This window comes from Pseudomonas sp. S31 (genome assembly GCF_016648105.1).
Lineage (GTDB): Bacteria > Pseudomonadota > Gammaproteobacteria > Pseudomonadales > Pseudomonadaceae > Aquipseudomonas.
Genome location: NZ_JACVVE010000081.1, coordinates 1 through 2,216, shown reverse-complemented (window position 1 = coordinate 2,216; position 2,216 = coordinate 1). Strand labels below are relative to the sequence as shown.

At 61.1% G+C, this 2,216-nt stretch carries 3 protein-coding genes; all 3 read right to left on the bottom strand.

Features of this window, described 5'->3' with window-relative positions:
* Window positions 1-1,272, bottom strand: a 1,272-nt coding sequence (locus IAE37_RS28535; RefSeq protein ID WP_201178789.1) for an MBL fold metallo-hydrolase, incomplete at its 3' end; no start/stop codon positions are given.
* A 98-nt stretch (window positions 1,273-1,370) separates the two neighbouring features.
* A complete protein-coding gene (locus IAE37_RS28530; protein ID WP_201178788.1) occupies window positions 1,371-1,634 on the bottom strand; it encodes a LapA family protein in 264 nt (87 codons plus the stop codon).
* 19 nt (window positions 1,635-1,653) lie between these two features.
* Window positions 1,654-1,956 carry an integration host factor subunit beta gene (ihfB, locus tag IAE37_RS28525; RefSeq protein ID WP_201178787.1) on the bottom strand — a complete coding sequence of 101 codons (303 nt, stop codon included), beginning with the start codon at window positions 1,954-1,956 and terminating at the stop codon, window positions 1,654-1,656.
* Window positions 1,957-2,216 lie beyond the last annotated feature (260 nt).

The window sequence follows — 2,216 nt, the reverse complement described above, 5'->3', positions numbered from 1 at the left end:
CACCAACCCCGCCTGATCCGCATGCCCCGAATACCCCGCCAAGCTCATCACCTTGGCCCGCCCCTCATACCGCTCCCCATCCAGATCCACCGCCACAAACCCCGCAGCCCCCTGACACGCCTGAATCACCGCCCCAGGCGTCCCCTTCGCCTGATACCCCACAAACATCACCTCATGCCGCGGATCCCCCAGCATCGCCTTCAGGTAATTCACAATCCGCCCACCCGAGCACATCCCATTCCCGGCAATCACGATCGCCGGCCGCCCGGTACTCTGCAGATAATTCACCACCTGCTGATGCTTGCCATGGGTATCCACACTCACCAGCTGATCGAACGCCAGGGGATTACGCCCTTCCTCGAGTCTATCCTGCGCTTCATCACGCCAATACTGATGCAGGTCCTTGTAAGCCTTGGTAATGCGCTGTGCGAGCGGCGAGTCGAGGATGACGGGCAACTGCGACCAATCCAGCGGATCGTCGCCATTAGCCCCGCCCTTGCGCCCCAGCAGGGCCTTGCGATGAAGGATGTCCTCCAGTTCATACAGCAGCTCCTGGGTACGCCCCAGGCTAAACGCAGGGATAAGAATGGTGCCCTGGTCAGCCAAGGCCCGATCGATCGCCTGTTCGAGCTGCTCCTGGCGGTTGCTGCGGTCCGGATGCAGGCGATCACCATAGGTGCTCTCCAATACCAGCACATCGGCCCGCTCAGGCGGCTCCACCGGGCGCAGCAGCGGGTTGCATGGCGCGCCCAGGTCGCCGGAGAAGACATAACGGGAATTCTCGTCACCTACGTCAATGTCGCACTCGACATAAGCCGACCCAAGCAAATGCCCGGCACGCTGCAGCCGTATCCGGCAATGCACGCTCTCGCGCTGCACAACGGTGTGCCACTCGCCAAACGGCAGCGGGACGATGCGTTCTTCCAGGAATTTGAGATAACGCGCCACATGCGCGGGCACGCGGCTGATGCCGAGCTTGTAGGCATCCTCCAGCACCAGCGGCAGGAGTTTGGCAGAGGGTTCGCTGCAGTAGATGGGGCCGCGGAACCCCGCGGCGAACAGCACAGGAATGCGCCCGACATGGTCCAGGTGGACATGGGTGACGATCAGCGCCTGCACGCCCTGGATATCGAAGCCTAGGTCGCCAGACTCATCACCCTGCTCCAGCCCGCAATCGATCAGCAGACTGGTCGTATCGTCGAGGTGCAGTTGGTGGCAGGAGCCGGTGACGTCACGAACGCCGCCGTGGTGGGTAAGCGAGGGAAAATGCATAACGCGGGTCCTTTGCGAGTGAGGAACGGGCAAGCATTACCCCATTCCTTCGCCTGTGAACCCAGCGCGTAAATCCCAACGGGGTGTAGGAATCTACCTTAGCTGCCGGCCAGCGCTTCCTGACGGGCGCTGCGGCGCAGTTTGCGTTTGCTGCGCATGAAGGCATAGGTGCCGAGCAATGGGCCGACGGCCAGGCCAACGACCAATGCGGCCAGGATCAGGACGGCTACCGGCACGGCGGGAGCGGACCAGCCGAACAGGACCAGGGCGACACTCTGCTGGTTCTCCAGCACGAAGAACAGCACCACAGCCGCCAGCAGCAGCACGAACAGCGCCGCCAAGGCGCGCTTGAGGTTACGCATGTTGATCTCCTTTGCCGGATCAGCTGTGTGCGTGATCTTCTTCGTCTTCGTTGACACGATCGCGCAGCTCTTTGCCCGGCTTGAAATGCGGGACGAATTTGCCTTCGAGGCTGACGGATTGGCCGGTCTTGGGGTTGCGGCCTACGCGTGGAGCGCGATAGTGCAAGGAAAAGCTGCCGAAACCGCGGATCTCGATGCGGTCGCCGGTGGCCAGGCACTGTGACATCTGCTCAAGCATGGTCTTGATGGCTAGCTCGACATCCTTGGAGGAGAGCAAGCCCTGATGGGTGACAATACGTTCGATCAGCTCCGACTTCGTCATGTTTTTCCCTTCGTTATCAAGCAGCTAGATCATTGCTTACTCAGGTTGTAGCACGCTCGGCGGGATTTGAACAGGGTGGAACTTGACTTAATAAAAAAATTCAAGAATGGGAAGGCGTGGTGGGTGGTGGGCGTAGGTCGAGGGATTTGCGGGGGGCGGATATCGAGTGCCGTACGCCGGGGCATCTGTGGTGGCGCTCGATATCCGCGCCCATGCAAACCCTCCGGCGTACGACGCTCGATATCCGCCCCCTGCAAATC